Raw genomic sequence first — 24233 nt, 5'->3', positions numbered from 1 at the left:
TAACCGTATGAGGCCCACAACAAGCGGGCTTCGGGGCCAAGAGATGGCAACTTATTGACGAGTCCGTGATTTAGTATTTCAATTTTTTCATGTTTTGTGGTCGACCAAGAACAGCATTCCCTCGAAATGGCCTGCCGCGCCACACGTCGCGCTCACCGGCTGTCTTGGATCAGGAAATAGCCTTGTGATCGGTCGCGGCGGCGAGTTGTTCAGGTGAAGCGTTCGAATTCATCAGTTCGCGCATCTTGCACGCGTCCACGTCCCAGAATTCCGCCGCCGTGATTTCAACCGAGAGCAGCGCAATGCGGGGATCCTCGGGGCCTTCGGGGAACCATCGCTGGGCCTGCCCCGTCCAAAGCTCGCGAATTCTGGCCTCGTCCCTGAGCGTATGCGCGACGCCAGACACCGAGACGAAAACCTGGTTCGCGGGATCGCTGTAAGTGACAACCACCTGGTGGTCCTTGCGGATTTCCTCGATCTTCGGCGAGTCGCGAGCCGTGAAAAACCACAGACAGCCATCCTCCGCACGCTGCGTTGCCATGGGCCTCGCCCGCAGATGGCCGCTTTCGTCGGCTGTGGTGAGCATGCCGACCTCAATGGCGTCTATCATTGCGACGAGCTTTGCGAACCCCTGCTGATGCGTATCCACTTGGATCTCCTTCCGCTTTCAACCGCGAGATGGAAACGCTCATCCGCGCCCCGCTTGCTCGCGCCTTTTGGAATTCAACAAGATGACTGTGCGCCCGTTCCGGCTCGCCACGCTCGATGTGCCGTGGCCTAAGCTGTGCATCGCTGCGTCTACGGCCTATGCGGCATGCCTGGCGAAAGATAAAAGTTTCATAAAATACATGTCGCGTTTTTCGTGTGAGTGGCCAGATCGATGGATGACAAGGCGTTTCATAATCTCTGGGAGCGAGTGCTCCTTTCCACGCTGTACGCGCTTGGCATCTTGGGGCTTGTCGGCTTTTCGGTGTGGCTGGCGTGGAGTTCGTTGACCGGCAAAAAGAGCCCGCCCCCCGAAACGGTGCAATCCTATGCGGCCACGTCCGGCGGTGCGCCCCTAGATCGCGATGCCGTCAAGGAAAACTTCCGCCGCCTCCTCTTCTCGGGCACGAAGCCGTGCGCGGTCAGAGAGAAAAAAGTCTCCGACATTTCGGGATGCAGCGTGTTCGGCATCAGGCTCGGCGATAGTTTTGAAGCCGTGAAGCGCACGATCGACGGATCGGGCTTCTTCAAGGAGCCGGCTACGCTCCATGAAACCTGCCGTAACGGACGAAAACAATGCCAGCAGCGGCTTCATCTGAACAACGGCAGCTTTACCCTCAGCGTCGAATTCGAACCGCAGGATGTGAACCCCGAAGACTATATGACGGCGTCCAAGATAACAGCGATCCTGTCGCCCAAAGACAACCCCTATGCCACCGCGCAGAGCCTCAGGCCGGCCTTTTTGACTTTATTCGGTAAGCCCGACAGGTCTTCGCACGGTACCGACTACTGGGGTGAAGCCTCCTCGGAGACGATCCAGCTCTACGCTTACCGCGAGGATCTCTGGATCATTTTCCAGAATCCCGGAAAGAGCGGATAAGCGTCGGGCAGCGGCACCCGGAAGAATGCGCGCGCCTTTGGGAGTGCGTTCAAGCGATGGAGAGGAACCGCTTTGAGGCCCGCGCGCCTTCGCGCCCTGCTCAGCCTCGCAGACGGTCGAGCGCGATGTCCAGCAAGGCGGGGTCGCCAACAGCAATGCACCGCCCGGCTGCCTGCGGTTCGCCGCCGTCCCAGGTTTTCACCGCACCGCCCGCCTTCTCGACAATGGGGATCAGCGCAACGATATCGAACGGCTTCAGGCACGCTTCCGCCACGATGTCGATCTGGCCGAGGGCCAGCATGCCGTAGGCGTAGCAGTCTCCGCCGAAGCGGCGCATGCGCACGGAATCGGCAAGCCGATCGAATTGCGTGGCATCCTCGCCCTCGAACATGTCCGGCGTCGTTGCCGTCAGCAACGCGTCGCCGAGATTCGCGCACGTCCTCGTCTTGCAGCGCCTGAGTCCATTCGGTCCGCGATACCAGGCGGCATGCTCATCGCTCCAGAAACGCTCGCCGATGAAAGGCTGATCCATGACGCCGAGGATGGGCTTGCCCTTGTAGAGAACGCCGATCAGCGTGCCCCAGATCGGCAGACCGATGATATAGGAGCGCGTGCCGTCGATGGGATCGAGGCTCCAGACATAATCCGCGCCTTCGTTCACGGGAGCGAACTCTTCCCCGGCGATGCCATGATCCGGGAAATCGCGCAGCAGAATGGCGCGCATCGCCTCTTCCGCGCCCTTGTCGGCGACAGTCACGGGATCGAAGGACGCGCCGCCCTTATGATCGGCATTTGTTCCCTTGCGGAAGTGCGACAAAGTGACACTACTCGCGGCATTGGCGAGCTTGTGCGCTGTTTCAAGCAGCGAATCAAAGGCAATCGGCACGTCGGACACTCCCCGTTTTGTCGACATACTGCGTGAAATCGTATGCAGCTTGGCAGATATTTCGCACAGGCTTATTTGGCGGACTGTTTGTTGCGGAAACGAGCAACGCGGTGCACATCACAACTGTCTCTTGTATTTTGTGCGCTGCAATGCGATATTACTGCGGTGCGATATGCGTTCATTACGCGTGTCGCTGCCCTCCTTGGGCGTTTCCTCCCTAGACTTGGGGCCGTTCAATCATTTTGGATGGCCTCTTTTTTTGTCGGCCCGAGGCCGGGTTCGCAAACCCGATGGGGCATCCAAGTCGAGGGCTTACGCCTGCACACCATCCGTCACTCAGCGGCGACCTTATAGCCTCCGCTCCAGCGCGGCAACTCCTGCACCAGCGCGGACACGAGGTGCGACATGTCGCGCTGCAGGCCCTCGAAGGCGGGCGTCTTCTCGAAGGTTTCCTCATTCATGTAGATGCTGCGGTCGACCTCGATCTGGAGCGCGTGAACGCCCTGTTGCGGCTTGCCGAAATGCTCGGTGATGTAGCCGCCGGCATACGGCTTGTTGAGGCCGACGCGATAGCCGAGTCCCTTCAGAAGCGCCATGACGAGGCGCGTGATTTCCGGCGCGCAGGATGCACCGAAGCGATCCCCGAGCACGAAATCCGGCCAGCCGCCGCGCTCCGCCTGCTGCGACGGCATCGAATGGCAGTCGAAGAGAAAGGCAGCGCCGAAGCGCGCCCGCGACGCCTGCAACAAATCGCCGAGCGCTGCGTGATAGGGCTTGTAGAGGTTTTCGATGCGCACGAGGGCCGTGTCGAGCGCAAGCGGGCCGGGATAAATCTCCTCCTTCTCGTTCACGATACGGGCGATGGTGCCGAGCCCGCCGATGGCGCGCAGAGACTGGCTGTTGACGAAATCGGGCAGCCGTCCGCTGAAAAGCAACGGATCGAGTTCATAAGGCTCCCGGTTTATGTCCACGTAGGCGCGCGGAAAGTGGGCATGCATCAGCACGGCGCCATGCGCTGGCACGGCGTTCAGCAGCTGTTCGACATACGCATCCTCGGACTTGCGAAGCGCCTGCGCGGAAAGCCTCGACGCAGCGAGGAAGACCGAGGGATAAACCCGTCCACTGTGAGGCGAATTGAAGACGATCGGCGCGCGCTGGCTTTGCGCACCGAGGATTGTAAAAGGCGGATCGAGTTCCGCCGCGATACACAGGGCTTCGTCTTGCGGCATGAAACCGTTTGCGAGTGCCAGGGCCGGATCGGATTGCTTCGACAACTGTCTCAAAAACGCGGCACGAACGCAATTGCGATCTGTCCATCCAGATGCAACTTCCGGGGGAGCCGCGCCTTTGCCGCGCGAGATGAGGAGAAACGCCGAAAATGACCGCTTCATCGCGTTCCGCTCCGGCCCTCGTTCTTTTCCGGCGCGACTTGCGCCTTGCCGATCATCCTGCCCTCTCGGCTGCGGCCGCTACGGGTGCGCCGGTCATCCCTGTCTACATTCTGGATAATGAGACGCCGGGCCGCTGGCGCCCTGGCGGTGCGAGCCGCTGGTGGCTTCATCAGTCGCTCAGGTCCCTCGCGTCGGATCTTGAAGCGCGCGGTTCGCGGTTGGTGCTAGGGCGCGGGGATACCGAGCGCGCGCTGCTCGACCTGATCGAGGAAACCGGCGCGCACTCCGTTTTTTTCACGCGTGGCTACGAGCCTTTTCAGCGTGCGCTGGAAGGGCGATTGAAATCCTCGCTCGAAGCGCGCGGGGTTGCGTTTCGGCGTTTCGGCGGGCAGATCCTTGTCGAGCCGGAAAGCCTCGCGAATCTCTCGGGCGAGCCGTTTCGCTTGTTCACCCCATTCTTCCGCGCGCTGTCGCAGCGCGGCGCACCTTCAACGCCGCTGCCCCCGCCGGATGCACTCGCCGCGCCAGACCGCTGGCCTCGCTCCGATGTTCTGGAAAGCTGGTCCCTTGAACCGACGAAACCAGACTGGGCAGGCGGCCTGCGCGCCGCGTGGGCGCCCGGCGAAAAGGCGGCGCGGGATCGGCTCGCCCTCTTCATAGAGACCGGGCTGCCGTCCTACCCTCCGCGGCGCGACCAACCCGGCACAGATGGTACATCGCGCCTGTCGCCCCATCTGGCGTTCGGCGAGATCGGGCCGCGCCAAATATGGCACGCAGTGAAAGCGGCGGCGGAAGCGACGGGCGATGAAGCGGCAGCCGAGGCTTATCTGCGCGAAGTCGGCTGGCGGGAGTTTTCGTATCACCTGCTGTTCCACTTCCCGCATCTGCCCGACGAGCCGTTCCGCGCCGAGTTTGCCGCCTTCCCATGGCGTGACGACATTGATGCGCTTGAGGCGTGGCGGCGCGGGCGGACGGGATTTCCCATCGTGGACGCCGGAATGCGCCAACTCTGGCAGACCGGGTGGATGCACAACCGCGTGCGGATGGTCGTCGCCTCATTCCTCATCAAGCATCTGCTGCTTCCATGGCAGACCGGCGAGGACTGGTTCTGGGATACGCTCGTCGACGCGGATCTCGCGAACAACGCCGCAAGCTGGCAGTGGGTGGCGGGGTCCGGCGCGGACGCCGCGCCCTATTTCCGCATCTTCAATCCCGTGCTTCAGGGCGAGAAATTCGACGCGCACGGCGAATACGTGCGCGCCTTCGTGCCCGAACTCGCCAGGCTTCCCGCCTCGCTTATCCATAAACCATGGACGGCGAGCGCGACAGCGCTGCGTGATGCCGGCGTCACGCTCGGCGAAACCTGGCCGCACCCCATCGTCGAGCACACGGCGGCGCGGGCAAGAGCGCTTGCCGCCTTCGCGTTCGTGAAGAAATAGCGAAACGTCGGGGCTCGCAAATACGGAACATTGCCCGCTTCTCTTCCGTTTGCTGAATGACGTTCAGCTGGAAGGAGCACTGAAAATGCGGAATTTTCTTATCGGCGCACTTGTCGTCGCGCTTGCCGCACTCGCAGCTTTCTACATCTACGACAAGAATACGATCAGCGTCGAAAAGCCGACCATCCCTGACGTTCGCGTCAACTAGCGCCGACTGAGCGCAAGTCTGCGTGAACCAGCGCCGGAAATTCCGGCTCGGGCCTTTTTCTCTGCGCCTGTGCGTCCCCATATCGAGCGCGACAGAAAGAGGTGCCCATGTTTTCGTTCAGCAAGAAGACCAGGATGCCGGACGCCGCGACCGCACTTCCCGGCCGCGACGCGCCGATTCCAACCACCGATACCAATATCGTGAGCGGCGCCGCGCTGAAGCCGCCCTATCCCGAAGGCAGCGAAATCGCGATCTTCGGGCTGGGATGCTTCTGGGGCGCGGAACGCCGCTTCTGGCAGATTCCGGGCGTCATCGTGACCGCCGTCGGTTACTCGGGCGGCTTCACGCCGAACCCGACCTATGAGGAGGTTTGCTCCGGCGGCACCGGCCACACCGAGGCGGTGCTCGTCGTGTTCGACCCGAAGAAGGTCAGCTATGGCGAGCTGCTGAAAGCTTTCTGGGAGGCTCATGATCCCACGCAAGGCATGAGGCAGGGCAACGATGTCGGCACACAATACCGCTCGGCGATTTACACTACGAACGAGAAGCAGGCACGCGAAGCGCTCGCGTCGAAGGACGCTTATCAAAAGGCGCTTTCCGCAAAAGGCCATAGTGCTATCACGACCGAAATCGCACCCGCGGGCGAGTTTTATTTCGCGGAGGGCTATCATCAGCAATATCTCGCGAAAAACCCCGGCGGTTATTGCGGCCTCGGCGGAACCGGCGTCTCCTGCCCGGTCGGCTTCGGTGAAAACGCGCCCGCCTGAAACGTCGCCGCCGGATGGCATGCTGCCTTGTGGATGCTCGATGACGGACTTATAAACCGCCCCGACCTATTATATATCCCCCCGTCCGAGATGCGGAGCCGCTCAGGTCGATCAAATCCGATCTGTGAATCGGCATCTGAACTTCGAGCAGGGTCCGTTTTACCGATCTGATTTCGATTAAATCGGATCGGGCGGGCTCCAGGCGGGGCATTCCTTTATCGGCCGTCGGCGCGACGCCTCAGCGCCCTCGATCCACGCGAGCAGACACATGTCCTTGTGGACTTACCTTTTCATCGCGCTCGGCGGAGCCATCGGAAGCGTGGCGCGCGCCGCCGTCTCCGACGCCATGGTGCGCCTCACAGGACCGTTTTTTCCGTGGGGCACGATCCTCATCAACATCACCGGCTCTTTCATCATAGGACTTTTTGCGGCGCTCTCGGTATCGGGCAGCCGATACGGTTTGCACGGCGACGCCCGCGCCTTCGTGATGATCGGCATCTGCGGCGGCTACACCACCTTTTCCTCGTTCAGCCTGCAAACCTTCGACCTGCTGAGCGATGGCAAGCCGTGGGCAGCCCTCGCGAATGTCGGCATCTCGGTGCTCATGTGCCTCGCGGCTGTAGCGCTCGGCTATGCCCTAGCTGCGGCGGTGGCGGCCGACACGCGGCCCTGATCGCTTACGCGCTTGTGATTTCCCTGTGCTCTTGGCGGCCGGTCTACCGATACGCATGTGACGGCCAGGCAGCTTAGCGAAGGAAATCAGATGGCCATGGTTGTTATCAGGTCCGAAGACAGGGGCCGCACTCAGATCGATTGGCTCGACAGTCGCCACACCTTCTCGTTCGGCGAGTATTACGACCCGAAGCGCATGGGTTTCGGGCCCCTCCGGGTCATCAATGAGGATCGCGTCGCGCCTGGGGGCGGCTTCCCCACCCACGCCCATCGCGACATGGAAATCGTCTCCTACGTGATCGAGGGAGGGCTTCAGCACAAGGACAGCATGGGAAACGGGTCGGTCATCCGCCCGGGCGATGTGCAGCACATGTCGGCGGGCACAGGCGTTCGTCACAGCGAGTTCAATGCATCGGATACGGAGCCCGTGCATTTCCTGCAAATCTGGGTCTTGCCTGAACGCGATGGTGCCACACCGGGCTACAACCAGAAGACCTTTTCCGCACCCGAGAAGTCCGGGCGGCTTCGGCTTGTTGTGTCGGGAGACGGTCGCGACGGTTCCATCGCGATCAACCGCGATGTGGATATCTACGCGACGATTCTCGAACCGGGCGAACCCGTCGAGCATCGGGTCGCAGATGGACGCGCGCGGTGGGTTCAAGTCGTTCGAGGTTCGGTGACGGCAAATGGCGAGCGCCTCGAAGCGGGCGATGGCGCTGGCACCATTTCGGAAGAGGATATCTCCATCGAAGCTGTGGAAAAGGCGGAGGTGCTTCTCTTCGACATGAGAGTGTCCGTTTAGCAAGGTAAACCTTGCGTGGAACTGGGTGGAAAATGACCGCGCAGGACATCTTTACGCAAGGCGCGATCCGTTGACAAACCTGTGACGTGACAACGGCACGCCTTGACTTAAAGTTGCAATAATTGTTGCGTACACCATTGTTGGTCGTTTGGGCAGTCACCTTGGCGTAAGGTTGAGTTGGAGTCGGTAGTGATGAAACAGGACATGGACGAGTTGTTCCGTTCCTTGCTCGATGGGGTCGGCACTACGGTCGACACGAAAAACGGTGCTGTCGAGCAGTCGCGTCAACTGGTTACGGCGTTCAGCCGTATCGAGGATCACCACGTCAGGCAGGAGCTTCTGCTGCTTATCGAGCTGGTGTCCCGGATGCCGAAGGTATTGACCACGCGTCAGGATCGCTTTTCGCACACGGGGCTCGCCAACCTGCATTAGGTCGTCCTGCGGTTAGATCAGACTCGATTTGACGCCGGGAACTGATAGGCCAATCACGACTCAGTGCGTGCCGCATCTTGGTTACTGCACGACGCCATAGTGTAAGCCGGGCGCTCGCTTACGGCTTCCGCGGAAACTCTGCGCAAAAATACAGTCGCGTGCCCTCACACTGAGGCCACGCGCCCTGATCCAACATAAAGGCCGGAAATTGCCGGTCATTTCCCGGCGAGCACGTCCTTGACGACGGCACTTGCCTTCGTCATGTCGAGTTGGCCCGCGTAATTCGCCTTCAGCGCAGCCATGACCTTGCCCATGTCCTTGACGCTCGTCGCGCCGATCGAGCCCACCAGTTCTTTCACCGCGGCCTTCAGCTCATCCTCGCCCATCTGCTTCGGCAGAAAGTCCGAAATGATCGCGATCTCGGCCTCTTCCTTCGCGGCCAGGTCGGGCCGGTCGCCCTTCTTGTAAAGCTCGACGGACTCGCGGCGCGACTTGATCAGGCTTTGCAGCAGATTCAGCACCTCGTCCTCTCCGATGTGCTCATCGCCGCGACCGCGCGCCACGTCGATGTCCTTCTGCTTGATCGCAGCGTTCACCATGCGCAGCGTCGTCGTTTTCACCTCGTCTTTCGACCGCATGGCGTCTTTCAGAGTCTCGGAGATTTTTTGGCGAATCATGGCCGCATTCCTTTCCTTGATGAGAAGATTTAGCGCTTCGAGTGGCGCTCGACAACGCATGCCAGTGGCCTCTTCGTATTCCGACACGACACCGATCGGGCTGATCTTGCGGTGGAAACCGCATGCATGCGGTTGGCTTCCCTGTGAGAATCGTTTCGAGTAAGGCTGACTGAGGGTAAGGATTGCACCATGCGCGGAACTCCACGAAACAAAGTCCGCGCCGCCGTAGCGCTCGCGCTAACAACGTTCATCCTACCCTGCGCGGCGCAAACGGGGAGCGGAATCGACCCATGCGCGCGGATGGAAGTGCTCCCCGGCTCCAAGCTTTTCGCCGAAAACTGCACCTATTGTCACGGCCCGGACGGCAAGGGCGGCGGCATCCTCGCAAAGGAACTGAAGCTGACGCCGCCGGACCTGACGACGCTGGCGGAGCGTTCAAACGGCTCGTTTCCGACGGAATACGTTTTCAAACTTCTGAAAGGCGAAAGCGGCAAGTCGCATGGCGGCATGCCGAACTGGACCTCGATCTTTTCCGACGAGTGCGGGCCGGCTTCGGCAAGCCGCGCGGTGACGGAACTTGGCATGTACGTCAAAGGCATTCAGGCGAAGTAGCAGCTGAAGGGGTTCATGCTGCCGCGGCGCGTTAAGCCATGCGAAGATCACCTCGCGTCGGCACCGGATCTTGACGCAGACAAGCTGCTCGACAAAATCAATCTACAGCGTTGGCTTCGTCCGGCCTGACGCCGCGCATGGCGTCAGGCCGGGAAGGCGGCAATTTTCGCCTTCGCAGACTCGCGGTGGTCATCCATGCTTGCGGCCTCGGCAAGCTTTTCGATGTTCGGAACGAAAATGTCGCGGGTCGAACGAAGCTCGATCAGTCCTTCCTGCTTCAATTGGCTGACCTTGCGGCTCACCGTTTCGAGCGTAAGGCCAAGGTAATCCGCCAGCTCGGAGCGCGTGATCGGAAGCTCGAACTCGGCGCTGTTTTCCTGAACATGCTGGCTTCCGGCATTGCGGGTCCGCCGCGCCGTGATGAGAAGAAGGCTCGCCACGCGCTCGTAAGAGGATTTGCGCCCGAGCATGAGCGTCCACTCGCGCGTGACGTCCAGTTCCCGCACCGTGAACTCGAACAGCCAGCGCTGCATGTCCGGATATTCGAGCAGCAGGCGGTTGAACGCCTGCCGCGGGAATGTGCAGATGTCGACATCGGTCGCGGCGGCTGCGGAAAACTTGTGCGTCTCCGCGAAGGTATGGCCCAGAAATTCAGGCGCGTAGACGAGGCCGATCACGTGGCGCTCGCCTTCCGAGGTCGTCTTGATAAGCTTCACAACACCCGAATTGACGGCCGCGAAGGAGATGGCTTCGTCACCGTCTCGAAAGATGTATTGGTTCGCCGGAATGACCCGGCGACGGGCGATCGAACTCAGCCGTTCGAGTTGCTCCATCGACAGAGCCTGACAGATCCCACGGTGCCGGATGAAGCACGCTTCGCAGCGGCTGGCGTTAAAGTGGGAGCGTTCCGCCACGGGGTTGGACATGCTTTTCAAAGCGAGATGCCTTCCTTCACGTTACCGTTATCGTAGCGTGAGAACCCGTGTCTGTCCAATGCATGGCGATCACATCGCCTAGGCATGTTTGAAGCGTGGCGGCCGCTTCTCCACGAAAGCCGCCATGCCCTCCTTCTGGTCCTCCGTCGCGAACAGCGCATGGAAGGCGTGGCGCTCGAACCGCACGCCCTCGGAAAGGGTCGTCTCAAAAGCGCGATTGACCGCTTCCTTGGCCAGCATGACCGAGGGAAGCGAGAAGTTCGCGATCTTCTCGGCGGCTTTCAGCGCCTCCGCGACGAGATCGGCGGCGGGAACGATGCGCGCCACGAGCCCTGCGCGCTCGGCCTCGGCCGCGTCCATGAGCCGCCCCGTGAGGATGAGGTCCATCGCCTTCGCCTTGCCGACCGCGCGTGTAAGACGCTGCGTGCCGCCTGCTCCGGGGATTACGCCGAGGGTGATTTCCGGCTGCCCGAATTTCGCCGTGTCGGATGCGATGATGAAGTCGGCCATCATGGCGAGTTCGCACCCACCGCCGAGCGCAAAACCCGATACGGCCGCGATCACCGGCTTGCGAACGCGGGTGATGCGTTCCCAGGGCGCAATGAAATCGTGCAGGATGACGTCGCCGAAGGTCTTGTCCTTCATCTCCTTGATGTCCGCGCCCGCCGCGAACGCTTTCTCCGAGCCCGTGAGAACGATGGCCCCGATGTCGGCGTCCGCCTCGAAGGCGTCGAGCACCTGATTGAGTTCCGCGATGAGTTGGGCGTTGAGCGCGTTCAGCGCCTTGGGCCGGTTGAGCGTTACGAGGCCGACCCTGCCCTTTTTCTCGAACAGCACTGTTTCAAGAGAGGCGGTTTCGGAAGACGCGATATTGGAAGTCATCCGGTGTTTCCTTTCAGATTTTTGCCTGACAGCGCGGGCAGAAAAAGGTCGAGCGTCCCTGTTGGGCTTTTCTTACGATGTCCGAGCCGCAGCCATTATGACACGGCTCGCCGCCGCGCCCATAGACGTCGAACTTCTCCTGAAAATGGCCGCCGTCGCCGTCGGCGTGGCGGTAATCGCGGATCGAGGAACCACCCGCCAGGAGCGCGTCTTTGAGTACGGCCTTGATCGCCGTGCAGAGCCGAGCGGCGGCCGCCTTGCCTCGCCTGCCGACGCCGAGCGCCCCCGCCTCGGCATCGGGCGGCAGCCCCGCCCGAAACAGCGCCTCGCAAACATAGATGTTGCCAAGCCCCGCGATGATGCGCTGGTCGAGGAGGAAGGCCTTCAGCGCCTGTGCCTTCCCCGCCGCGCGCGCAGCGAGATAGTCCGGCGTCAGCGCATCGGACAGCGGCTCGATCCCGAGTCCGCGGAAGAGGGGATGCGCCGCCATCTCGCCCGCGTCGAACAGTGTCATGTAACCGAAGCGGCGCGGGTCGTTGTAACGGATCACTTCGCCGTTGCTCATCGCGAAAACGACGTGGTCGTGGCGCGCATCGGCTGGATGCCCGTAGTAAAACGAGCCGGGCGTAACCCCTGCGCCGTCGGAATGGCGCTCGATGGTGAAGCGACCCGTCATGCCGAGATGCATCGCGAGGCAGAGGCAGCTGTCGGTTTCCGCCACGATGTACTTCGCCCGACGGGCGAGACGCGCTACGCGCTGCCCGCGCAGGCGCTCGGCGAAATGCGGTACGAAGGGAAAGCGAAGGTCGGCGCGGTTGAGCGTCACGGCGGAGAACGCAGCGCCCTCCATCGCAGGGGCGAGGCCGCGCCGGACGATCTCGACTTCGGGCAATTCGGGCATGGGCTTAGCGTTCCGTCGCGAAATAGATAAGCGCCGCTATCGGAAATGCAAAGCCTGTGGCGGCGCAAAGCGGCCAGCCCCCGCTCGCGAAAGCCCACGCCCCGGCAGCCGAACCGATCGCGCCGCCCGCAAAGAAGATCGCCATGTAAAGCCCGTTCAGGCGGCTGCGATAGGCTGCCGCCAGCGAGAAGATCGCGCGCTGTCCGAGGACAAGGTTGGCCGAAACGCCGAAGTCGAGCAGGATGCCCGCAGCGACGAGAAGGCCGAGCGCGAGCGCCGAGCCCGGTTCCGCCGCGAAAGTCATCGGGAAGGCGAGCGCGGCGCATGCCATCGCCGCCGCTGTCGCCATCCGCGTCCGTCCCCGATCGGCGAGCCGGCCGGCGAGCGGAGCGGCCACGGCTCCGGCAACGCCCGCGAAGGCGAAAAGCGCAATTCCGCCTTGCGACAGCCCATAGAGCGGTCCGGCTAGAAGCAGCGGCGTCGCCGTCCAGAACAGGCTGAAGGCCGCGAACATCAGCGCGTGGTAGAAGGCGCGCCGCCTTAGAACGGGGGTCTCCGCGAAGAGCCGCGCGAGCGAAAGCAGCAGACCCCCATACGAAAGCCCCGACGCAGGCCGCCGCTCCGGCAACCAAACGTGCAGCGCGACCGCGAGAGCAGTCATCGCGACCGCCGACGCGATGAAGATCACATGCCACGATGAGAGTTCGGTAACGAAGCTCGACACGGGCCGCGCCAACATGATGCCCAAAAGCAGCCCGCTCATGACATTGCCGACCGTCTGCCCGCGCGTCGCATCCGGCGAGAGCTGTGCAGCGAGCGGCACGATGATCTGTGCGACGACGGAAAAGAGCCCCACGAGAAAGGCGGCCGCGAGGAACGGTCCCGGTGCGCCCGCTGCGGCGATGCCGAGAATCGCAAGCACGTCGAGCGCAATCACGCTCACGATCAGGCGGCGGTTTTCGATGAGATCGCCCAGCGGCACGATCAACAACAATCCCAGCCCATAGCCAACCTGCGTCATGGTCACGATGAGGCCGGTTGCCGTGGCGGGCAGGCCTAGTTCAGCGCCAATCGGCCCGGCGAGGGGTTGCGCATAGTAAATGTTGGCGACGAGGATGCCGCAGGCGAGCGCGAACAGCCGAACCATCCAGGGAGGCGCGGCGGCTTCGGAAACTGAGGCGGGGGCTACGCTGGCGGTCACGGGTGCGACATTATCGCGTCGGCGCGCCGACCGCCAACCAAATACGCGTTCGGAAGCAAGCGGCGCCCCAGAAGCGCGGGGATGCCGCGATTGCCGGAACACGAGGCTGTCTTTGCGCATTCGGCTGGGCGCCAGCGTCGGACGCGGCACGATGCCCTTCGATTTGCAGTGCCGATCAGCTTGTGTGAAGCCGTGCGATACCGATCAGATGCAGGTGATCTAGCCGCGGGCGGGCGAGACATCAGGGCGGCGATGCGCGCCCCGCCGCCTCGCATGGTGGATATGACTGACCCGCATCAATCCAAAGATCACGAACAGCGTTGTGAGATAGACGGCGACCTGAAGCCACGACGGACGATCATCATAGCCGACGAGGGTTTGCATCATCACGCCGAAAAGCGTGTTCGTCGACAGGAAGCCCGACGTATTCCAGGCTGTGTCCACCCAGATGGATACGATGTCGGCGTCCTGAAGAATCCTGACGCATTGCGAGGCCATGCCCGCCGCAAGCAGCGCAATCAAGACGCTCGTCACGGAGAAAAGGTAGCGCGGCGGAATACGGACGAGCCCCGCATAGGTCAAGCCGGTGAGCGCGATCCCTCCGCCGAGTCCCAGCATGCCGCCAGCGAGCATCATGGAGCCGCTCTCGCGCGACGCGATCGCATTGCCATAGAGGAACAGAACCACTTCCGCGCCTTCGCGCAGCACCGCGACCGCAACCACGATGGCCAGCGCCGTCAGCGACTTCGTACCCTCCGCCACGGCGGCGCCAGCGGCCGATAGCTCGGCGGCCATCTGTTTGCCGTGGCTCGCCATCCAGACGTTATGCCAGGTCAGCATCAACACCGCGAGCGCGAGCACGCCCGCGTTGAAAACCTTCTGCCCTTCGCCGTCGAGCGCCTCCGACAGGCTGCCCGCGAAGATCGCAAGCAAAGCCGCGCCGATAAGCCCAGCGGCGATGCCGCCCGCCACGAACCAGCCGCGCGACGGCACGCCCTTTGTCGCCGCCAGCACGATCCCGACGATCAGCCCGGCCTCGATGACTTCCCGAAAAACGATGATGGCGGCGGCAAGCATGCAAGGCTCCTGAACCGAACGCGTATGACCCTGCCGATCGCGCCCGATTTACAAGACACGATGTGCATATCTCAAGCGAACCGGCGCAAAAATTGAAAAGGCGCGTAGTGCCATCGTGTAAAGCGCGACAGACGAAGGCGCAATATTTATCTCTTAAAATTAGAGTTGTTCTAATCAGGATATAGAATGCCGAGGAATGCTTGCAATCCTCTCAGGAAATCGGGAAATCGAACCTGATCGACACCAAGCGGCGGCGGGATGCACCGGATTCACTTGCGACACCCGCCGTGGCGGATCGCCGCTCTGGCCCTTCGGGCTGGCACTCGCCCGCAAGCTTCCTAAATTAGAACGTTCGCTTTCCAACCCCGGTGATATAGTTGTCGGGCGGCTGCGATGCGGACAGGCGAGCCGTTATCCCTGCTCGGGAGGATCAAGGTCTATGTTCATCGAACTTCACGACACCAATGGCAATCTTACGCTGATCTGCGTGGAGGATATCCAGCGCGTGCGCAAGGGCGCCCACGGCGGCTCCGACATCTTTATGAACGAGTTGGATGGCTGGGTGCAAGTGGGCGAAAGCGTCGCTGCTGTTCGCGACCTGATCATCAAGGCCGGCGACATCGTGACGGCAGCGGCGAAGGTCGACAGCGGAAAACCGATCCGGCTCCAGCCGCTCGATAATCCCCGCGAAAAGGAATAATCGACGTACGGGCGAGCCGAAGCCGCTCCCTCCTGCCACTTGGTCGAGAGGGCGGCATGGCGTCGCCCTCTGTCAATGACCCGTCAGCCGCCAGCCGTCAGCCGCGCCCGCCTCCACGACGTTTCGCAACGCGGCCCAGCCCTTCGTCGCCCGCCTTGAGCAACGCCACGAGCCTGCGCTTCTGCGCTTCGCTCAGCGACTGGTAAAGCGGCTCGGCCGCGTCCGCGAGCTTCTTCAGCGATCCGCCGCGTTCCTCAAGCTGTTCGGCGCGCTCCTTGATCGCCTGAATGGCGTCTTCAGGCTTTTGCCGATCGCGCTTCGCCAGCCTCTGATCCATGCGCTTTTGCATGATGTCGCGCAAAGCCTGCTCGACCGGCGGCCAATTCTTCTCCTGATCGGGCGAGAGCTTGAGCCCCGCCTTCAGGCCCGCGATGCGCGCATCGGCGAAAGCTTTCATGTCGTCCCGACCGAAGCGGAACTTCTTCTGCTCCGTCTGGCGCTGCTGCGGTTGTGCCTGAGTGCCTTGCGCGCCGTTATCCTCGACATCGGCCCGTTGCGCGTAGACGCACGACGGTCCCAGAAGCGCGAGCGCCATCACGCCCGCGACAATCGACTTGTTCATGGGTACTTCCTCCACTAGCGAAAACTCTGTTTTTGATAAGGTGGCGGTGGAGACTGTCGTCAAGTTAGTTCCTGATCGGAGCAATAACAGTACATTAAAACGCGCATATAGCTGCGTCATGCGGCGTCTCATATTCAGAATACGAATTTTCCGAAATGCTAAGATACAATCAAGTTTCTCGGCTTGCCGTAATTTCGCCAATGCGATTGCCGATCAATCAAGATGCATTCGTCGGGTTATCGCACAATTAATGCTGTAAAAACATATTTTGGCGAAAACTTTACAAGTTTACCATAGAGTCACATCGTCATTCCTTAAACAATTCCTTTACCTTAGCCTCATCTTGAACTAGGCGGCAGCGAACCATTCGCTGACGCGTCCATTGCTTCAATATACGGGAAGTTCATGCCGAATAAGCCTGCCAAAGACCCAGCTTCGACCAAGATATCGCGTCGCTTGCCCCTGTCGCTGGTCAGCCGCAATCTTGTCGGCGCCTCCGCGGTTGCCCTCTGCGTGATCGCAGGTGCCGGGGCCAACCAGTTACAGGCTGCTCCCGCCGTCGCGCAGCAACGCGAGACGACGACCCAACTGCCCAGCTTCACGGCGCTTGCGGAACATGTTTTGCCGTCCGTCGTGTCGGTGCGGGTGAAGGCCGATCCGCGTCTCGTCGCGTCGCAGGACGGCGGCGCGGGGGACGAGCGCTCGCCCGACGGCAACAAGGAAAATCCCTTCAGCGGCACACCGCTAGAGCGTTTCTTCGCCGGGCCGAAAGGCCTCATGCCTCCAGATCCCAAGGGCAAGGACAAGAAGGGCGGATCGCCCGGCGCGCCCGTCCTCGGACAGGGATCCGGCTTCTTCATCTCGCAGGACGGATACATCGTCACCAACAACCACGTCGTGGAAGGTGCGATGAAAGTCGAGGTGCTTACGACCGACGGGCGAGCGCTGCCTGCCCGGATCATCGGCACCGATGCGGGGACCGACCTCGCGCTTCTGAAGGTGGACGGGCGCAATTTCCCGGCGGTCACATTCAGCAAGGGTGAGGTCAAGGTCGGCGAATGGGTGATCGCGCTCGGCAACCCCTTCGGCCTCGACGGCACGGTCACGGCGGGCATCGTATCGGCGCGCGGCCGCGACATCGGCATGGGCGCCTACGACAACTTCATCCAGATCGATGCTTCGGTGAACCAGGGCAATTCCGGCGGCCCGACCTTCAATCAGTCTGGCGAGGTTATTGGCGTCAACACCGCCATCTTTTCGCCGTCAGGCGGTTCGGTCGGCATCGCTTTCGCCGTCCCCGCCAAGACGGTGGAAACCATCGTCGCCCAGTTGAAGGAGAAAGGCCGCGTGACGCGCGGCTGGCTCGGCGTCGAGGTGCAGCCCGTAACGCCGGAACTCGCCGACAGCCTGGGCCTTCGCGACGCTCAAGGGGCGCTCGTGACCTCGCTCATGCAGGGTAGCCCGGCCGACAAGGGCGGCCTGCTGCGCGGCGATGTCGTGCTCAAGATCAACGAAGGCGACGTGAAGGATAGCCGCGACCTCGCGCGCCGGATCGCGGCCATCCCGCCGCAGACCGCTGTCCGCCTCGCGATCTTCCGCAACGGCAGGCGCGAAGCCCTCGCCGTGAAGCTGACGGAACTCAAGGACGAATCCAAGCTGCCGGGTGGCAAGAGCGGCCCTGCGCTGCAGTCGGAAATCGGCGGTCTCGGCATCGCGGTCGCGCCCATGGTGAGCGGCCCGGGCGGCGCGCCCGGCCTTGCCATCGTGGAGATCCGCCCGGATGGCAGGGCAGCCGATATCGGCCTCGTGCAGGGCGACGTGATCCTCGCCACGAACGGCTCGGATCTGTTCACGCCGGACGCGCTGGAGGCGGCGCTCCGCAATGCCCGAGCCATCGGCAAGCGCCACGCGCTGACGCTCGTCCAGCGCGGTGCGACGCAGGTCTTCGTTGCGCTGCCGACCGGCGCGAGCTGACGGGAAAAAGTTGAGGGGCGGGTCGGGGGCGGCTTCGCCCCCGATTTGCGTTTATGCTTGCGCGCATCCGCTGTTGGAGAAGCGGCTCGAGTCTCGTACGATCACGGCTTGCGCCGCTTCGCGCGGCAACCTAAATCTGAGCCGTTATCGCCGTTCGAGGAAGTGGGAAGCTGTTTCCCGTCGAAATCGCGATACTGGAGGAAGTATTAAGCGCTTCATCGAACCGTTTCAGACGGAGCGCTCTGACCAACGGACCCGCGCCATGCCGAAGATCACCCCGACCGAAGCTCTCGTCTATGTCATGATCACGATGTCGGCAGCGGACCGGCAGATATCCGACCGGGAGCTGGATCGCATCGCGCAGATCGTGAAGCATCTGCCCGTCTTTCTCGGCTTCGATGAGAACACGCTCGCGAAAACCGCTGAGCGCTGCGGCGACATGCTGAGCGAGGACGAGGGTCTCGAACATCTGCTCGAACTCGTTCGCGATGCCCTGCCGAAGAAGCTTCACGAGACGGCCTATGCGCTGGCGGTGGAGGTTGCGGCGGCGGACCTCAAGGTGCCGGACGAGGAAATCCGCCTGCTCGAACTCATCCGCGATGCGCTGCACCTCGACAAGCTCGTGTGCGTGGCCATCGAGCGCGCCGCCCGCGCGCGCCATCAGACGCTTTAAGTCGCTCTTTTACCTCAAGCCATAGAATTAAATATATGGATAAAAATGGCAAGAATGTTCGCGATGATCTCCGCAGAAGGCTTGATGAAATCAAACGCATCTCGGATGAAGTGCACGGCACACTAAACGCCATCTCTGTTATATCGAGGATGGAAGATGCCTTGGAGGATATATCTCGGCTTGAAGAATTATCAACAAAGTACAAACCTCACGAGTGGGCGAGATCTCCGTTTAGCATCATCTCATATTACTCCGTAATATATGTAACTTGTCTGGAATGGCATGCAAGGTCGCGCTTAGCAGACCTTTTTGAATATCAGCCCAGCAGCCTTGCGGATGACGATCTAAAGAAAGGCTTGGGAACGGAGAAAATCGTTGGACTTATCACTAACAAGGCGGCGATACCACATTTTGTCGCCTTCTCTCGAAACATATCGAACGCAGGAAGTTACCTCGAAACATTTGCTCGTATATTTTCTGCGTTATCGATTCCAAATGACCCGAGAAAAATTATTGCCAATATAAGGCCAAGAAAGCTGGCGGATTTGACTTTCTCTGAGGCAACGGCTTCTGGCGTAGATTATTTGACTGGGATTTATGATTTCCGCAACGAACTAGTGCACCAGATCGACATTTCGCAGATTGGTCCTACAGCGCTCAGATACGACTGGGATTGTACGAATGCTAGAGCTTATGGGGAGTTTGTTCTAAGCGCGATCAAAGCTATAGAGGCTGAAATTACCGCATCCTCTCCACCGGATTTTCCCAATCGACTGGATGATGATGGATATCCAATTAACGTAGAGGATTTAATTGATGAAAAAATATGTGAATTGGAGGCGGAAATTGCTTCTCGGATGGAAGGCTTCAGGACGGTGCTTGATGTCTCGAAAAAGGCGTTTGCCGCTGAAATTGAGTTAATTGAAACTGCTGAGGAGTTGAATATAATTCGCTGGTTCGATTACAGAACGCCGTGCAGGAGGGCTCTCAAGCGAGGCCGTCTGCAATACCTTGAGGCGTTGCGGTCCAACCTGGATTACTAATTCCTTTCAGCTGCTGATCACAACCTGCTTTGCAAAGAGCCTGCGCGCCGTCTATATAACGCGGACCGATTTCCCTGGAAGGCGCGCGTGCGGATGGCTCTCTCGCACATATCATTCAAGAAGATGAACGGCCTCGGCAACGACTTCGCCGTGCTCGACGCGCGCGGGGACGGCTTCCGGCTGACAGTCGACGAGGCGAGCGCCATCGCCAATCGCGAGACGGGCGTCGGATGCGATCAGGTGATCGTGCTGGAGCGGTCGGCCCGCGCCGATGTCTTCATGCGCATCCTCAACGCGGACGGTTCCGAGGTGGGCGCGTGCGGCAATGCAAGCCGCTGCGTTGGCGCGTTGGTGGGCGCGGAACTCGAAAGCGAACACGTCACTATCGAAACGGCGGTGGGCATACTCGACGCTCGCGTCGAGGGCGATGGCCTCGTGACGGTGGACATGGGCACGCCGCATTTCGGCTGGCGCGACATTCCGCTCGCGAAGGAGGAGCCGGACACGCGCGCCATTTCGCTCGCGATCACGCTTCCCGACGGCCGCGTGCTGGAAGGGCCGAGCGTCGCCAATGTCGGCAATCCCCATGCCATCTTCTGGGTAAGCGACGTCAACGCCTACGACCTTTCCCTGTTCGGGCGCGCCCTCGAATACGATCCCATCTTCCCGGAGCGCGCGAATATCTCACTCGCCGAGGTGCTCGACGATCGCACGGTGAAGCTGCGCGTCTGGGAGCGCGGCGCCGGCATCACGCAAGCCTGCGGCACCGCCGCCTGCGCCACCGCCGTTTCAGCCGCGCGCACGGGCCGGACTGGCCGCACCGTCGAAATCCGCCTGCCGGGCGGCGTCATCGGCATCGAATGGCGCACGGCCGATGATCACATCCTCATGACGGGCCCCGTCGCACACGAGTTTGAAGGCACGCTGACGCTTCTTTCCGGCGGCGCGGTAAAGGTGGCGCGCGCGTCATGACCGTCGACGTCATCACCTTCGGCTGCCGCCTCAACACTTACGAAAGCGAAGTGGCGAAGAAGCACGCTCAGGACGCGGGCGTGACCGACGCCGTGATCGTCAACACCTGCGCGGTGACGGGCGAGGCGGTCAGGCAGGCGCGGCAGGCGATCCGCAAGCTTCGCCGCGAGCGGCCCGGCGCGAAGATCATCGTCACGGGATGCGCCGCGCAGATCGAGCCGGAAACTTTCGCCGACATGGACGAAGCCGATCACGTCATCGGTAACGGCGAGAAGACGAGCGCCGCGACGTTCCTGAGCCTCGCGGCGGGCGACCTTGCTCGCGTGCGCGTGAACGACATCGCGAGCGTCCGCGAGACCGCGCCGCATATGATCTCGGGTTTCGGCAGCCGCGCCCGCGCCTATGTCGAGGTGCAGAACGGCTGCGACCACCGCTGCACCTTCTGCGTGATCCCTTTCGGGCGCGGACCGTCGCGCTCCGTCGCTGCGGGCGAAGTTGTCCGACAGATCCGCGCGCTCGTCGAGGAGGGATACCGCGAGGTGGTTCTGACCGGCGTGGACCTCACCTCCTACGGTGCGGATCTGCCGGGCGAAATGAAGCTCGGCCGCCTCGTGCGCACCGTGCTGCGCCTCGTGCCGGAATTGCCTCGCCTGCGCATCTCCTCCATCGACACCATGGAAGCGGACGAAGCGCTCATCGACGCCTTTGCGGAGGAAGAGCGGCTGATGCCGCATCTGCATCTGTCGCTGCAATCGGGTGATAACCTTATCCTGAAGCGCATGAGGCGCCGCCACGCCCGCGAGGACGTGATCAGTTTTTGCCGCGAGATGCGCGAGATCCGCCCGGACATGGTGTTCGGCGCCGACTTCATCGCGGGGTTTCCGACCGAAGACGAAACCATGTTTGCGAACACCATGCGGCTTGCCGACGAATGCGGCCTCTCCTTCATGCACGTGTTTCCCTATTCGCCGCGCCCGAAGACGCCTGCTGCACGCATGCCGCAACTCGACCGCGCGCTTGTGAAGGAACGCGCCGCGCGGCTTCGCGAGAAGGCAGGCGAGCGCCTCGGCGCGCACCTCGAAGGCGAGCGCGGCAAGGTGTTCGAAGTGCTTATGGAGCGCGAGCGCGTCGGCCGGACACCCGGCTTTACGGAAATTGAAATTGCAGGCGGCGCGGAACGCGGCGGCATCGTGCGCGCACGCGCCACCGGCCACGACAAGCGCCACCTCATCGGGGAGTGCCTGGCATGAGCGAAGAGAAGCGCGGCCTGTTCGGGTCGGTCCGCATGTTCGGCATCGGCAAGAAGGACCAGCAGAAGCCGGAGGCTCCGCAGCCGGAGGCGGAGGAAAGCACAAGTGCGACGAACTCCGACACCGTCGCACTTGCTGAAGCGCCGGCCGCTGCGGAAAGCTGGAAAGACTTCGAGATCGTGGACGAGCCGCGGACCGATGCGGCCGTCGACGTTCTAGAGGCTCCCGCAGAGCCATCTCCCGCGCCGGTTCAGCCGGTGCCAGCCGCCGCACCCGCAGCCGAAGAAAAGCCGCGCGCCGGCTGGTTCCAGCGCCTCAAGCAGGGGCTGACGAAGACCTCGTCGAAGCTCACGGAAGGCATTAGCGGCGTCTTCACCAAGCGCAAGCTCGACGACGATACGCTCGAAGAGCTTGAAGACCTGTTGATTCAGGCCGACCTCGGGCTCGACGTTTCAGCCCGCGTGATCGCTGCGCTGAAGAAGGCGCGTTACAACAGCGATATCTCGCCGGACGAAGTGCGCGCGATACTCGCCGCCGAGGTGGAGAAGGTGCTGGGCCCCGTTGCGCAGCCGCTCGAAATCGACACGTCGAAGAAGCCCTATGTCATCCTCATGGTCGGCGTGAACGGCACCGGCAAGACGACGACCATCGGCAAATATGCGAAGCAATACACCGAGCAGGGGCTGAAGGTCATGCTCGCGGCGGGCGACACGTTCCGCGCGGCGGCCATCGAACAGCTCAAGGTGTGGGGCGAACGCACGGGCGCGCCCGTGGTGTCCGGCGCGCAAGGAGCCGACGCCGCGGGCCTTGCGTTCGACGCGCTGACCCGCGCGAAGAAGGAGGGCGCCGACCTTCTCATCATCGACACGGCGGGCCGCCTTCAGAACAAGGCTGGCCTCATGGCCGAGCTTGAAAAGGTCATCCGCGTGATCCGCAAGGTGGACCCGGAGGCCCCGCATTCGGTTCTGCTGACACTCGACGCGACAACGGGCCAGAACGCCCTTTCGCAGGTCGAGATTTTCGGCAAGACCGCCGGCGTCACGGGCCTGATCATGACGAAGCTCGACGGCACCGCGCGCGGCGGTATCCTCGTTGCCATCGCGGCGAAACACCGGCTGCCGGTGCATGCCATCGGCGTCGGCGAGGGCGCAAGCGATTTGCAAGCTTTCTCTGCGCAGGATTTTGCACGCGCGATCGCGGGCGTGAGTTGAAGTCGGAGGGTTCGGTAGTGGCAGGTTTGGAAGCGATGAAGTCCGAGGCGATCAAGACGAAGACCGATGCGGCGAATCCGGTCGACAAGAACTCCATCTTGAAACTGCTGCTTGATGTCGGGCCGCTCGCGATCTTCTTCATCATGAACGGTCGGGCGGGGATTTTCTACGCCACGGGCGCTTTCATGGTCGCGACCGTGATCTCGCTCGTCGCAAGCCGCCTGCTGTTCAAGCGGATCCCGGTCATCGCGCTGGTCACGGGCGTGTTCGTCATGGTCTTCGGTGCTCTCACCATCTGGCTGCATGACGACACTTTCATCAAGATCAAGCCGACCATCGTGAACTGCCTGTTCGTCGTCATCCTCGCCACTGGGCTTTACTTCCGCCGCCCGCTCCTGAAACTCGCTCTCGGCGAGGTTTTCAAGATGGAGGAAGAGGGCTGGCGTATTCTTACCGTGCGGTGGATGGGATTCTTCGCCCTCCTTGCGGTGCTGAACGAGATCATGTGGCGCAACTTCTCGACCGACACGTGGGTCACCTTCAAGTCGTTCGGCATCATGCCGCTGACCTTCGCGTTCATGCTGTCCCAGGTGACGCTCATCATGCGCTATCAGATTCCCGATGCGGAGCCGGAGGCTTCCGACGCCAAAAATTAGGGACGTCGGAAAAAATTCTTTCCGTGCGCTGCATGGAACCTCCGGTTGCCGTATCCATTTCTCGTGTTAGGCTTAGAGCTTAACCCGAGTGCCGGATGACAATGCTGGACACAAAATCAGGAACGGGGCAAACGGGCAGACGTCGGAAGAAGACCTCCGCAAGCCGCGCCCCCGCCATAGACTCATCGATCATTCATCTCCTCCACCGCGCGAGCCAGAGGGCTTCCGAAATCTTTGCGCAGGAGACGCGCGATTTCGATCTGACCGCCCGACAATACGCGGTCGTTACAACCGTGGCGAGGCATGAAGGCCTGAGCCAGACCGATCTTGTTCGCCTGACCGGCATCGACCGCTCGACTCTTGCCGATGTGGTGCAGCGACTTCTGAAGCGCGGGATCATCGAGCGTGAGCGCACCATGCGAGACGGGCGTACCTATGCCGTAAGTCTGTCGGCCGAGGGGCGGGAGCTGCTCGACTCGATCAAGCCGATCGCGCGCCGCGCGGACCGGCTCGTCATGGGATGTCTCGGCGAGGAAGACGGCAAGCTCGTTGCGCAAATCCTGTCCCGCCTGCTGCGTAAAGGTGACGAAGACTCCGATGACGTTTTTATGAAACCAGCGCGTTAGGTTGCACGTGAACGATCTCGCCAACCGAAAAAGTTGGAT

General features: G+C 61.7%; 27 protein-coding genes. 17 read left to right on the top strand and 10 right to left on the bottom strand.

Annotated elements, in window-relative coordinates; translation table 11 throughout:
* Positions 1 to 169 precede the first annotated feature (169 nt).
* Positions 170 to 649, bottom strand: a complete 480-nt coding sequence (locus QM659_RS02125; RefSeq protein WP_415187209.1) for a pyridoxamine 5'-phosphate oxidase family protein — start codon at positions 647 to 649, stop codon at positions 170 to 172.
* Between the two features lie 231 nt (positions 650 to 880).
* On the opposite strand from QM659_RS02125, the gene QM659_RS02120 reads away from it, so the two are divergent.
* Entirely contained in the window at positions 881 to 1585 is a 705-nt protein-coding gene (locus QM659_RS02120; RefSeq protein ID WP_415187208.1) for a hypothetical protein, read from the top strand.
* 100 nt (positions 1586 to 1685) lie between these two features.
* On the opposite strand, the gene hisN is transcribed toward QM659_RS02120, so the two are convergent.
* Together hisN and QM659_RS02110 are read right to left on the bottom strand one after the other, a co-directional pair.
* Positions 1686 to 2471, bottom strand: a complete 786-nt coding sequence (gene hisN / locus QM659_RS02115) for a histidinol-phosphatase (protein ID WP_415187207.1) — start codon at positions 2469 to 2471, stop codon at positions 1686 to 1688.
* A gap of 332 nt (positions 2472 to 2803) precedes the next feature.
* Positions 2804 to 3700: an N-formylglutamate amidohydrolase gene (locus tag QM659_RS02110; RefSeq protein ID WP_415187206.1), complete on the bottom strand. Its 897-nt coding sequence runs from the start codon at positions 3698 to 3700 to the stop codon at positions 2804 to 2806.
* Between the two features lie 149 nt (positions 3701 to 3849).
* On the opposite strand from QM659_RS02110, the gene QM659_RS02105 reads away from it, so the two are divergent.
* The 6 genes from QM659_RS02105 (at position 3850) to QM659_RS02080 (ending at position 8182) form a co-directional block, all read left to right on the top strand.
* Positions 3850 to 5301: a cryptochrome/photolyase family protein gene (locus tag QM659_RS02105; protein ID WP_415187205.1), complete on the top strand. Its 1452-nt coding sequence runs from the start codon at positions 3850 to 3852 to the stop codon at positions 5299 to 5301.
* Between the two features lie 85 nt (positions 5302 to 5386).
* Positions 5387 to 5509, top strand: coding sequence for a hypothetical protein (locus QM659_RS02100; RefSeq protein ID WP_281023878.1), 123 nt, complete (start codon positions 5387 to 5389; stop codon positions 5507 to 5509).
* A gap of 107 nt (positions 5510 to 5616) precedes the next feature.
* Positions 5617 to 6276, top strand: a complete 660-nt coding sequence (gene msrA / locus QM659_RS02095; RefSeq protein WP_415187204.1) for a peptide-methionine (S)-S-oxide reductase MsrA — start codon at positions 5617 to 5619, stop codon at positions 6274 to 6276.
* Between the two features lie 268 nt (positions 6277 to 6544).
* Positions 6545 to 6949, top strand: a complete 405-nt coding sequence (gene crcB / locus QM659_RS02090) for a fluoride efflux transporter CrcB (RefSeq protein ID WP_415187203.1) — start codon at positions 6545 to 6547, stop codon at positions 6947 to 6949.
* 90 nt (positions 6950 to 7039) lie between these two features.
* Positions 7040 to 7750 (top strand): pirin family protein, encoded by a 711-nt coding sequence (locus QM659_RS02085; protein ID WP_415187202.1) that lies wholly within the window; start codon positions 7040 to 7042, stop codon positions 7748 to 7750.
* Between the two features lie 192 nt (positions 7751 to 7942).
* Positions 7943 to 8182 carry a hypothetical protein gene (locus tag QM659_RS02080; RefSeq protein ID WP_164729943.1) on the top strand — a complete coding sequence of 80 codons (240 nt, stop codon included), beginning with the start codon at positions 7943 to 7945 and terminating at the stop codon, positions 8180 to 8182.
* Between the two features lie 215 nt (positions 8183 to 8397).
* On the opposite strand, the gene QM659_RS02075 is transcribed toward QM659_RS02080, so the two are convergent.
* Complete coding sequence (locus QM659_RS02075) at positions 8398 to 8859, bottom strand: GatB/YqeY domain-containing protein (protein WP_415187201.1); 462 nt, start codon at positions 8857 to 8859, stop codon at positions 8398 to 8400.
* A 300-nt stretch (positions 8860 to 9159) separates the two neighbouring features.
* Between QM659_RS02075 and QM659_RS02070 the strand changes: the two genes are divergently transcribed.
* The gene (locus QM659_RS02070) at positions 9160 to 9471 is read left to right on the top strand and encodes a c-type cytochrome (RefSeq protein ID WP_303483848.1); all 312 of its coding nucleotides are present in this window, start codon (positions 9160 to 9162) and stop codon (positions 9469 to 9471) included.
* A gap of 143 nt (positions 9472 to 9614) precedes the next feature.
* On the opposite strand, the gene QM659_RS02065 is transcribed toward QM659_RS02070, so the two are convergent.
* The 5 genes from QM659_RS02065 to QM659_RS02045 all read right to left on the bottom strand — a co-directional run bounded on the left by QM659_RS02065 (position 9615) and on the right by QM659_RS02045 (position 14467).
* Positions 9615 to 10304 (bottom strand): Crp/Fnr family transcriptional regulator, encoded by a 690-nt coding sequence (locus tag QM659_RS02065; RefSeq protein ID WP_415187200.1) that lies wholly within the window; start codon positions 10302 to 10304, stop codon positions 9615 to 9617.
* A 180-nt stretch (positions 10305 to 10484) separates the two neighbouring features.
* On the bottom strand, positions 10485 to 11288 hold the full coding sequence (locus QM659_RS02060; protein ID WP_415187199.1) for an enoyl-CoA hydratase: 804 nt from the start codon (positions 11286 to 11288) through the stop codon (positions 10485 to 10487).
* Positions 11289 to 11301: 13 nt separating this feature from the next.
* On the bottom strand, positions 11302 to 12189 hold the full coding sequence (mutM, locus tag QM659_RS02055) for a bifunctional DNA-formamidopyrimidine glycosylase/DNA-(apurinic or apyrimidinic site) lyase (RefSeq protein WP_415187198.1): 888 nt from the start codon (positions 12187 to 12189) through the stop codon (positions 11302 to 11304).
* A gap of 4 nt (positions 12190 to 12193) precedes the next feature.
* Positions 12194 to 13336: an MFS transporter gene (locus QM659_RS02050; protein ID WP_415187256.1), complete on the bottom strand. Its 1143-nt coding sequence runs from the start codon at positions 13334 to 13336 to the stop codon at positions 12194 to 12196.
* Between the two features lie 273 nt (positions 13337 to 13609).
* On the bottom strand, positions 13610 to 14467 hold the full coding sequence (locus QM659_RS02045) for an FTR1 family iron permease (RefSeq protein WP_415187197.1): 858 nt from the start codon (positions 14465 to 14467) through the stop codon (positions 13610 to 13612).
* Positions 14468 to 14906: 439 nt separating this feature from the next.
* On the opposite strand from QM659_RS02045, the gene QM659_RS02040 reads away from it, so the two are divergent.
* Complete coding sequence (locus QM659_RS02040; RefSeq protein WP_127077188.1) at positions 14907 to 15167, top strand: hypothetical protein; 261 nt, start codon at positions 14907 to 14909, stop codon at positions 15165 to 15167.
* A gap of 97 nt (positions 15168 to 15264) precedes the next feature.
* Here the strand turns inward: QM659_RS02040 and QM659_RS02035 are convergent, their stop codons facing one another.
* Entirely contained in the window at positions 15265 to 15789 is a 525-nt protein-coding gene (locus tag QM659_RS02035) for a Spy/CpxP family protein refolding chaperone (RefSeq protein WP_164729941.1), read from the bottom strand.
* A gap of 456 nt (positions 15790 to 16245) precedes the next feature.
* Here QM659_RS02035 and QM659_RS02030 point away from each other — a divergent pair, with 456 nt between their 5' ends.
* From QM659_RS02030 to QM659_RS01995, 8 genes are all read left to right on the top strand, one after another.
* On the top strand, positions 16246 to 17763 hold the full coding sequence (locus QM659_RS02030) for a trypsin-like peptidase domain-containing protein (RefSeq protein WP_415187196.1): 1518 nt from the start codon (positions 16246 to 16248) through the stop codon (positions 17761 to 17763).
* Positions 17764 to 18025: 262 nt separating this feature from the next.
* Positions 18026 to 18436 (top strand): tellurite resistance TerB family protein, encoded by a 411-nt coding sequence (locus QM659_RS02025; protein ID WP_127077185.1) that lies wholly within the window; start codon positions 18026 to 18028, stop codon positions 18434 to 18436.
* Between the two features lie 35 nt (positions 18437 to 18471).
* Entirely contained in the window at positions 18472 to 19479 is a 1008-nt protein-coding gene (locus tag QM659_RS02020) for a hypothetical protein (RefSeq protein WP_415187195.1), read from the top strand.
* 93 nt (positions 19480 to 19572) lie between these two features.
* The gene (gene dapF / locus QM659_RS02015) at positions 19573 to 20451 is read left to right on the top strand and encodes a diaminopimelate epimerase (protein ID WP_415187194.1); all 879 of its coding nucleotides are present in this window, start codon (positions 19573 to 19575) and stop codon (positions 20449 to 20451) included.
* Complete coding sequence (gene mtaB, locus QM659_RS02010; RefSeq protein WP_415187193.1) at positions 20448 to 21701, top strand: tRNA (N(6)-L-threonylcarbamoyladenosine(37)-C(2))-methylthiotransferase MtaB; 1254 nt, start codon at positions 20448 to 20450, stop codon at positions 21699 to 21701. The genes dapF and mtaB overlap by 4 nt, the downstream gene beginning before the upstream one ends.
* Positions 21698 to 22912 carry a signal recognition particle-docking protein FtsY gene (gene ftsY / locus QM659_RS02005; RefSeq protein WP_415187192.1) on the top strand — a complete coding sequence of 405 codons (1215 nt, stop codon included), beginning with the start codon at positions 21698 to 21700 and terminating at the stop codon, positions 22910 to 22912. Before mtaB ends, ftsY begins: the two co-directional genes overlap by 4 nt.
* Before the next feature lie 35 nt (positions 22913 to 22947).
* Positions 22948 to 23568: a septation protein A gene (locus QM659_RS02000; protein ID WP_415187255.1), complete on the top strand. Its 621-nt coding sequence runs from the start codon at positions 22948 to 22950 to the stop codon at positions 23566 to 23568.
* Between the two features lie 101 nt (positions 23569 to 23669).
* On the top strand, positions 23670 to 24194 hold the full coding sequence (locus QM659_RS01995) for a MarR family transcriptional regulator (RefSeq protein ID WP_127077244.1): 525 nt from the start codon (positions 23670 to 23672) through the stop codon (positions 24192 to 24194).
* The last annotated feature ends 39 nt before the right edge of the window (positions 24195 to 24233 follow it).

The sequence above is a fragment of the Rhodomicrobium sp. genome, assembly GCF_047605405.1.
Classification (GTDB): Bacteria; Pseudomonadota; Alphaproteobacteria; order Rhizobiales; family Rhodomicrobiaceae; genus Rhodomicrobium; species Rhodomicrobium lacus.
The sequence above is the reverse complement of the archived record's forward strand: the minus strand, read 5'-3'. Positions and strand labels throughout refer to the sequence as shown.

What these genes read in the sequence shown, in the direction of transcription:
- QM659_RS02120 (WP_415187208.1), top strand. Translation starts at nt 881, where the DNA reads ATGGATGACAAGGCGTTTCATAATCTCTGGGAGCGAGTGCTCCTTTCC.
- QM659_RS02110 (WP_415187206.1), bottom strand. Translation starts at nt 3,700, where the DNA reads ATGCCGCAAGACGAAGCCCTGTGTATCGCGGCGGAACTCGATCCGCCT.
- QM659_RS02105 (WP_415187205.1), top strand. Translation starts at nt 3,850, where the DNA reads ATGACCGCTTCATCGCGTTCCGCTCCGGCCCTCGTTCTTTTCCGGCGC.
- QM659_RS02100 (WP_281023878.1), top strand. Translation starts at nt 5,387, where the DNA reads ATGCGGAATTTTCTTATCGGCGCACTTGTCGTCGCGCTTGCCGCACTC.
- msrA (WP_415187204.1), top strand. Translation starts at nt 5,617, where the DNA reads ATGTTTTCGTTCAGCAAGAAGACCAGGATGCCGGACGCCGCGACCGCA.
- crcB (WP_415187203.1), top strand. Translation starts at nt 6,545, where the DNA reads ATGTCCTTGTGGACTTACCTTTTCATCGCGCTCGGCGGAGCCATCGGA.
- QM659_RS02085 (WP_415187202.1), top strand. Translation starts at nt 7,040, where the DNA reads ATGGCCATGGTTGTTATCAGGTCCGAAGACAGGGGCCGCACTCAGATC.
- QM659_RS02080 (WP_164729943.1), top strand. Translation starts at nt 7,943, where the DNA reads ATGAAACAGGACATGGACGAGTTGTTCCGTTCCTTGCTCGATGGGGTC.
- QM659_RS02075 (WP_415187201.1), bottom strand. Translation starts at nt 8,859, where the DNA reads ATGATTCGCCAAAAAATCTCCGAGACTCTGAAAGACGCCATGCGGTCG.
- QM659_RS02070 (WP_303483848.1), top strand. Translation starts at nt 9,160, where the DNA reads ATGGAAGTGCTCCCCGGCTCCAAGCTTTTCGCCGAAAACTGCACCTAT.
- QM659_RS02065 (WP_415187200.1), bottom strand. Translation starts at nt 10,304, where the DNA reads ATGGAGCAACTCGAACGGCTGAGTTCGATCGCCCGTCGCCGGGTCATT.
- QM659_RS02060 (WP_415187199.1), bottom strand. Translation starts at nt 11,288, where the DNA reads ATGACTTCCAATATCGCGTCTTCCGAAACCGCCTCTCTTGAAACAGTG.
- mutM (WP_415187198.1), bottom strand. Translation starts at nt 12,189, where the DNA reads ATGCCCGAATTGCCCGAAGTCGAGATCGTCCGGCGCGGCCTCGCCCCT.
- QM659_RS02050 (WP_415187256.1), bottom strand. Translation starts at nt 13,336, where the DNA reads ATGGTTCGGCTGTTCGCGCTCGCCTGCGGCATCCTCGTCGCCAACATT.
- QM659_RS02045 (WP_415187197.1), bottom strand. Translation starts at nt 14,467, where the DNA reads ATGCTTGCCGCCGCCATCATCGTTTTTCGGGAAGTCATCGAGGCCGGG.
- QM659_RS02040 (WP_127077188.1), top strand. Translation starts at nt 14,907, where the DNA reads ATGTTCATCGAACTTCACGACACCAATGGCAATCTTACGCTGATCTGC.
- QM659_RS02035 (WP_164729941.1), bottom strand. Translation starts at nt 15,789, where the DNA reads ATGAACAAGTCGATTGTCGCGGGCGTGATGGCGCTCGCGCTTCTGGGA.
- QM659_RS02025 (WP_127077185.1), top strand. Translation starts at nt 18,026, where the DNA reads ATGCCGAAGATCACCCCGACCGAAGCTCTCGTCTATGTCATGATCACG.
- QM659_RS02020 (WP_415187195.1), top strand. Translation starts at nt 18,472, where the DNA reads ATGGATAAAAATGGCAAGAATGTTCGCGATGATCTCCGCAGAAGGCTT.
- dapF (WP_415187194.1), top strand. Translation starts at nt 19,573, where the DNA reads ATGGCTCTCTCGCACATATCATTCAAGAAGATGAACGGCCTCGGCAAC.
- mtaB (WP_415187193.1), top strand. Translation starts at nt 20,448, where the DNA reads ATGACCGTCGACGTCATCACCTTCGGCTGCCGCCTCAACACTTACGAA.
- ftsY (WP_415187192.1), top strand. Translation starts at nt 21,698, where the DNA reads ATGAGCGAAGAGAAGCGCGGCCTGTTCGGGTCGGTCCGCATGTTCGGC.
- QM659_RS02000 (WP_415187255.1), top strand. Translation starts at nt 22,948, where the DNA reads ATGAAGTCCGAGGCGATCAAGACGAAGACCGATGCGGCGAATCCGGTC.
- QM659_RS01995 (WP_127077244.1), top strand. Translation starts at nt 23,670, where the DNA reads ATGCTGGACACAAAATCAGGAACGGGGCAAACGGGCAGACGTCGGAAG.